We start from the raw sequence: 6,718 nt of genomic DNA, 5'->3' as shown, positions 1-6,718 counted from the left end.
CCTGGGGTCGCTTGATTCGAGCAATTCGGGTTCGACGGATCTCGGTTCGTTGGGTTCACTGAATCCGAGCAATCCGGATGTTCCTGACGCTCCGGGCGCCCCGGATGTCCCTGGTGTCCCGGATGTCCCGAGTAGCCCCGGTCAGCGGGAGGCCCCCGGTGCCTCCGTTAACCCTGCGGCTCCCGGCACGTCGGGAGGCGCTTCGGGTGAGCGTCCGCACGCGATCGACGGTGGTGGAGCCTCTACTGTCTTTACCTCGCCGCCCGCGATTGGTCTAGCAGCACTGCTGCTTGCTCTCGGTGGCGCTGGCGCTGTGCTGGCCATCCGCCGGGTGCGCTAAGTGCAGTGATGTGAAGCAGGCGCGACGCCCGTTGTTGGGGAATTTCCCCCAACAACGGGCGTTTCGCTGTGGCTACCGTGGTAGGCAGAACTCGGGAGGACGAAGATGGTTGAGCGATCTCGCGTGAAACGCGGTGGCGAGAGCGGATGGCGGCGCGGTTCGGGCGTCCTCGGACTTCTGCTGGCGGTGGCGATGCTCTCCGTGGGCGCGATGTTGTTCTTTACAGACGAGCCGGCATCTCCCGTGATTGACCCCAACCCTCCCCGCCCGTCTGCGCAAGGCACCGTCGATAGTGCGCCGCTCGCAAATGGCGATCAGCCTGCACCGCCAATGTTGCCTCCCGAGACGCTGTCGCTGGGGCCGCTGGGTGTGACGGCCCCCATTCTGAACGCAACGGTGCTGAACGGGGTTCTCACGCCCCCGTTGGATGTGACCCAGGTTGGAAAGTGGGTCGATGGTGCAAGATTGGAATCTGATAGTGGCACTGTGCTGATCGCCGGACACGTGAATATGAGCGGCCAGGGCAACGGTGCGTTGTTCAACTTGGCGCGTATCCGCCCCGGAGAGTTTGTGCACACCTCCGATGAACAGGGGGCCGTCACAACGTGGCGCGTGACGAACGTGGTCGAGCGCCCGAAGGCGGACGGCGTCGAAGAGAGTGTGCTGGACGGGCCGGAGGGGCCACGAAGATTAGCGGTTGTGACCTGCGGTGGAGACTTGGAATATATTAATGGCATCGGTGACTATGAGGACAACGTTTACCTTTACGCCGACCATGTGAACTGACCTCGACGGCATTGTGCTTCGAGTCGCATTCTAGTCAGGGTGGGAACGAACTTCGCCCGACTCGACGAGGTCGACGGGCAACCCCAGCTGGTTGTGAGCACCTCAGGCGGGACGCAGGTGTGCACCGCCGACCTGCCCGGCGCCACCAGGATCCCCAGCGCAGCGGGCCGACTCACCGTCACCGTCGACGGACGCACCCGCACCGTCGACGCGGCGACCTGCGCGATCGACTGACGATGGGGCAGCGGGGCCCGGCGCACACACGCGCCGGGCCTCGCTGCCGCGGAGGCACCCGCCACCGACACCATTCGGTCATCGACCTCGCATCAGATGAGAACACGTTCTATCCTGGACGCATGGTCATCACCACCCCCACCGCCCGCGAGCTCACGCTCGATCAGATTCTCGAGCGTCAGCAGCAGGCGTTCCTCGCGGACCCGCAGCCCAGCGCCAAGGTTCGCCGCGACCGCATCACCCGGCTCAAGCGACTCGTCTTGGACAACGCCGCCGAGCTCACCGAGGCGATGCGCGAGGACTACGGCTCCCGCCCCGAGACCCTGTCCACGCTGACGGATATCGCGTCGTCGATCCCGGACCTGGACCACCAGCGCTCCCACCTCAAGAAGTGGATGAAGCCCACCCGGATCTCCCGCGTCCTGGACCGGGTCGGGTTCCACCAGCAGGTCCGGCACGACCCCAAGGGAGTCGTGGGGATCATGGGCCCCTGGAACTTCCCGCTGTACCTCACGATCGTCCGGCCGGCTCCGCGCTCGGCGCCGGCAACCGCGTGATGCTGCGGCCGTCGTCGGTCACCGCGAACACCACCGAGGTGCTCGCCCGGCGCGCGCCCGACTACTTTGCCGTGGACGAGTTGGCCGTGATCGGGCCCGAGCACGGCCGCGGCTCAGATTTCTCCGTCCTGCCGTTCGACCACCTGTTCTTCACCGGCTCGCCGGCCGTCGGAAAGTCGGTGGCCAAGGACGCCGCGGAGAACCTCACGCCCGTCACGCTTGAGCTCGGCGGCAAGAACCCCGTGGTGGTGGACTCCAGCGCGGACATCGAGCGCGCCGCCCGCAGTGTCGCCGCCTCCCGTCTGGTCAACGGTGGCCAGGTGTGCATGTGCCCCGACTACGTGTTTGTCCCCGAGGACCGGGTCGACGCGTTCTGCGACATCGTGCTCGACCAGTGGCGCACCAGCCTGCCCGCGATCGTCGGCAACCCCGAGTACACGGCCGTCATCAACACCTCGAACTATGAGCGGATCGTCGGGCTCGTCGACGACGCCGTGGCCAAGGGCGCCGTCAAGCGCGACGCGACGCCGGCGGGGGAGCGGCTGCCGGACGCGGTGACGCGCAAGATCGCGCCGACCTTGCTCACCGGGGTCACCCCGGAGATGGAGATCGACGACGACGAGGTGTTCGGCCCCGTCCTGACGGTCTTCGGCTACAAGAGCGTCGACGAGGCGATCCGCTACATCACCGCCCGTCCCAGCCCGCTCGTCCTGTACTGGTACGGGGACAAGAACGAGCGCTTCGAGACCGTCGCCGACCGCACCCGCTCAGGCAACATCTACGGCAATGACTTCGGGATCGGGATGGTCTCGTCGGCGATCCCGTTCGGCGGCGTCGGCAACTCGGGGATGGGCGGCTACCACGGTCACTACGGCTTCCGGACCTTCACGCACGAGCGGGCCGTGGCGCTGCACTCGTTCAACACCAACGTCTCCGAATTCGTGGCCCCGCCGTATATCAAGGGCAAGAAGCGGATGGCGTCGATCTACCTCGGGGCGATGCGCGCGCGGACGCGCCTCAAGCTCTAGTCCGGGCGCGCGGTCACTCCCCGCGGAACTCCGCCTTGCGCTTCTCCGCGAAGGCGCGGGGGCCCTCCTTGGCGTCCTTGGACGCGAACACCCGGCCACCCACCTCGGCGTCGACCTTGAAGGCCTCCTCCTCGTGCATGCCCTCGGTGCGACGGATCGTCTCGATGATCCCCTGGACCGCGATCGGGCCGTTGGCGGCGATGAGCTCGGCGATCTCGAGGGCCTTGTCCAGGGCCGCGCCGTCCTCCACCACGTGGCCGATCAGCCCGAAGCGCTCGGCCTCCTCCGCGGTGAGGGGGCGTCCGGTGGTCAGGACCTCCATCGCAACCGTGTACGGGATCTGGCGCACCAGTCGCACGGCCGAGCCGCCCAGCGGGTACAGGCCCCAGCGGGCCTCCGAGACGCCGAACTTCGCCGAGCGTCCGGCCACCCGGATGTCGGTGCCCTGCAGGATCTCCGTGCCGCCCGCGATGGCCGGACCCTCGACCGCGGCGATGAGCGGCTTGCTCAGTCGACGGCCCTTGAGCAGGGCCGGGAGCTTCGTGAGGTCCCAGCCGCCGCCGGCGAACTTGTCCCCGGGGGCGTCGGAGTTCATGGCCTTGAGGTCGGCGCCCGCGCAGAAGAACCCGCCGGCGCCGGTGAGGATGCACGCCCGGATGTCGGGGTCGGTGTCCACCAGATCCCAGGCGGCTTCCATACCCCGCATCATCGGGCCCGACAGGGCGTTCCTGGCCTCGGGACGATTCATGGTGACGATCAGGACGTGCCCCCGCCGCTCGGTGAGCAGGTGCTGGTCCTCGGGGGTTGCGGCGCTGGTCATCTTCTATCTCCTGGAGGATTTCTTTATGCCGGGTTCGATGTAACCCACACCACGGGAAGGTAACACGTTCTAGTTTGGGGGCATGGCGTACACCATCGGAGATCTCGTAGAACACAGCGTGGACCGCGTCCCCGACCGGCTCGTGCTCGTGCAGGGTGATCGCGAGCTCAGCTTCCGGGAGCTCGAGGACCGTGCCAACCGACTCGCCCACCACCTGCAGTCGGTGGGGGTGGGGCCCGACGACAAGGTCGCGGTGTACAGCCGCAACACCATCGAGGCCGTCGAGGCCATGGTGGCGATCTTCAAGATCCGCGCGGTCATGGTCAACGTGAATTTCCGCTACGTCCCTGCCGAGCTCGAGTATCTCCTGGACAACTCCGACGCCGTCGCGGTGATCCACGAGCGGCGGTACTCGCAGACCCTGGCCGAGGCACTGCCCAGGACCCCGGGGGTCCGGCACTGCCTGGTGTTCGAGGACGGGACCGACGGACCGGACCCGGTGGTCCCCGAAAGCGTCTCCGTGGCGCACTACGAGGACGCCCTGGCGGCGCAGTCCCCGGAGCGGGACTTCGGCGAGCGCTCGAACGACGACATCTACATGCTCTACACGGGTGGCACCACGGGTTCACCCAAGGGCGTCATGTGGCGCCAGGAGGACGTGTTCATGGTCCTGGGCGGTGGCATCGACTTCCTCACGGGGGAGCGGGTCGCCGACGAATGGGAGCTGGCGAACAAGGCCGCCGACAGCGGGGTGCTGGTCCGGGCCGCGCTACCGCCGCTCATCCACGGCGGAGCCCAGTGGGCGATCCTCATGGCACTGTTCGCTGGTCACACGAGTGTGCTCATCCCGGAATTCGACGCGGAGACGGTCTGGCAAACGGTCACCGACCGCAAGATCAACCTGATGTTCATCACCGGTGACGCGATGGCGCGACCGATGATCGAGGCCTGGGACGCGGAGAAGTACGACCCCTCGTCGCTCTTCTACATCGGGTCCTCGGCCGCCCTCTTTTCGCCCTCGGTCAAGGACCAGTTCATCGAGGCCTTCCCCAACGCGATGATCTCGGACTCCATCGGCTCCTCCGAGACGGACTTCTCGGGCATCGCCCTGGCAGAGAAGGGCAAGACCCACACCGGCGGTCCGCGCGTGAAGATCGACGGCGAGACCACCGTGCTCGACGACGACGGCAACGAGGTCCAGCCCGGATCGCCGGTCATCGGCAAGGTGGCCCGGACCGGTCACATCCCGCTGGGCTACTACAAGGACGAGGCCAAGACCGCCGAGACCTTCCGTACCTATAACGGCAAGCGCTACGCGATCCCCGGCGACGACGCCCGCGTCGAGGAAGACGGCACCGTCACCATGCTCGGCCGCGGCTCGGTGTCCATCAACACCGGCGGCGAGAAGGTCCACCCCGAAGAGGTCGAGGCCGCGCTCAAGACCCACCCGGACGTGTACGACGCGCTGGTGATCGGTGTCCCGCACGAGCGGATGGGCCAGCAGGTCGCCGCCGTCCTCCAGACCCGCGACGGCACGTGCCCGCCGATCGAGGAACTCAACGCCTGCGCCCGCATGGAGATCGCCCGCTACAAGTGCCCGCGCGCACTGTGGGTCGAACCCGCCGTCAAGCGGAACCCCGCGGGCAAGCCCGACTACCGGTGGGCCGCGGACATCGCCGCGTCCCGCCCCGCAGACGACAGCCAGGAGATCAGCAAGTGAGCATTCGCACTTCCCTCACGGAGGAGTTCGGGATCGAGTACCCCGTCTTCTCGTTCACCCCGTCCAAGGCCGTCGCGGCCGCCGTGACCCGTGCCGGCGGCATGGGCGTGCTCGGGTGCGTCCGGTACAACGACGCCGCGGAGCTCGACGAGGTGCTCACCTGGATGGACGAGAACACCGACGGCAAGCCCTACGGTGTGGACATCGTCATGCCCAACAAGGTCCCCACCGAGGGGAGCCCGGAGGACATCGCCGCGATGATCCCCGAGGAGCACAAGTCGTTCGTCTCCCGTGTCCTCGACGACCTCGGCGTCCCACCGCTCGGCGATGACGCCGAGCACAACGCAGGCGTCATCGGGTGGCTCCACTCGGTCGCCCAGTCGCACGTCGAGATGTCGCTCAAGCACCGGCCGGTACTCATCGCCAACGCGTTGGGCTCACCGCCGAAGCACATCATCGACCTCGCCCACGAGAACGGGATGAAGGTCGCCGCGCTCGCCGGCGCCACCAAGCACGCCCTGGCCCACGTCGACAACGGGGTGGACATCGTGATCGCCCAGGGAGGCGAGGCCGGTGGCCACACCGGCGACGTCGCGACGATGGTGTTGGTCCCCGAGATCGTCAAGGCCCTCGACGGCCGGGCCCCGGTGCTGGCCGCCGGTGGTATCGGCGACGGGACCCAGGTCGCGTCCGTGATCGGGATGGGCGCGCAGGGCGCCTGGATGGGATCGCGCTGGCTCACGGCCGCCGAGTACGCCGAGGACGGCGGGTCGCAGGCCATGCAGAAGGCGCTCGTGGCCGCGACCAGCCGCGACACCGTCCGCACGCGCATCTACTCGGGCAAGCCCGCGCGGCTGCTCAAGAGCAAGTGGACCGAGGCGTGGGCCGCCGCCGACGCGCCGGACCCGCTGCCGATGCCGCTGCAGAACATCCTCGTCGCGGAGGCCCACCAGCGGATCTCCGAGGCGCAGGATCCCGAGGTCGTGGCCATGCCGGCAGGGCAGATCATCGGCTCCCTCGAGGGCGTGGTGCCCGTGGCCGAGACGATGGCGCAGATCGTCGCCGAGTACGAGGCCGCCGTCGAGCGACTGCGCGCGACCCTGGCCTGACCGGACGGGCTCGTCTCGCCGTCATCGGCCAGATCCGCTACTCCGATTCGGGATCCGCCAGCCCAATTCTGGTAGCAGATCCGGAATCGGGATAGCGGATTCTCGGCCGTCAGGTCGTCAGCAG

General features: G+C 67.8%; 5 protein-coding genes and 1 pseudogene. 5 read left to right on the top strand and 1 reads right to left on the bottom strand.

The genetic code is table 11. The annotated features are described in order from the left end of the window. Nucleotides 1-445 precede the first annotated feature (445 nt). The 3 genes and pseudogenes from DPA01S_RS16420 to DPA01S_RS13160 all read left to right on the top strand — a co-directional run bounded on the left by DPA01S_RS16420 (nt 446) and on the right by DPA01S_RS13160 (nt 2,945). Complete coding sequence (locus DPA01S_RS16420) at nt 446-1,126, top strand: class F sortase (protein ID WP_232303151.1); 681 nt, start codon at nt 446-448, stop codon at nt 1,124-1,126. A 39-nt stretch (nt 1,127-1,165) separates the two neighbouring features. Continuing rightward, nucleotides 1,166-1,360, top strand: coding sequence for a hypothetical protein (locus DPA01S_RS13165; RefSeq protein WP_061229446.1), 195 nt, complete (start codon nt 1,166-1,168; stop codon nt 1,358-1,360). 122 nt (nt 1,361-1,482) lie between these two features. Next, nucleotides 1,483-2,945 (top strand): annotated as a pseudogene (locus DPA01S_RS13160) (aldehyde dehydrogenase family protein). A 13-nt stretch (nt 2,946-2,958) separates the two neighbouring features. Here DPA01S_RS13160 and DPA01S_RS13155 read toward each other — a convergent pair. Further along, nucleotides 2,959-3,765, bottom strand: coding sequence for a crotonase/enoyl-CoA hydratase family protein (locus DPA01S_RS13155; RefSeq protein ID WP_061916879.1), 807 nt, complete (start codon nt 3,763-3,765; stop codon nt 2,959-2,961). A gap of 82 nt (nt 3,766-3,847) precedes the next feature. Between DPA01S_RS13155 and DPA01S_RS13150 the strand changes: the two genes are divergently transcribed. Beyond that, a complete protein-coding gene (locus DPA01S_RS13150) occupies nt 3,848-5,485 on the top strand; it encodes an acyl-CoA synthetase (protein WP_061916877.1) in 1,638 nt (545 codons plus the stop codon). Between the two features lie 2 nt (nt 5,486-5,487). Next, nucleotides 5,488-6,594 (top strand): NAD(P)H-dependent flavin oxidoreductase, encoded by a 1,107-nt coding sequence (locus DPA01S_RS13145; RefSeq protein WP_061916891.1) that lies wholly within the window; start codon nt 5,488-5,490, stop codon nt 6,592-6,594. Nucleotides 6,595-6,718 lie beyond the last annotated feature (124 nt).

Origin of the sequence: Dietzia papillomatosis NBRC 105045 (assembly GCF_001570845.1) — a bacterium.
GTDB lineage: Bacteria > Actinomycetota > Actinomycetes > Mycobacteriales > Mycobacteriaceae > Dietzia > Dietzia cinnamea.
The sequence above is the reverse complement of the archived record's forward strand: the minus strand, read 5'-3'. Positions and strand labels throughout refer to the sequence as shown.

Excerpts from the sequence above, each read along its gene's own strand:
- DPA01S_RS16420 (WP_232303151.1), top strand. The coding sequence starts at position 446 with ATGGTTGAGCGATCTCGCGTGAAACGCGGTGGCGAGAGCGGATGGCGG.
- DPA01S_RS13155 (WP_061916879.1), bottom strand. The coding sequence starts at position 3,765 with ATGACCAGCGCCGCAACCCCCGAGGACCAGCACCTGCTCACCGAGCGG.
- DPA01S_RS13150 (WP_061916877.1), top strand. The coding sequence starts at position 3,848 with ATGGCGTACACCATCGGAGATCTCGTAGAACACAGCGTGGACCGCGTC.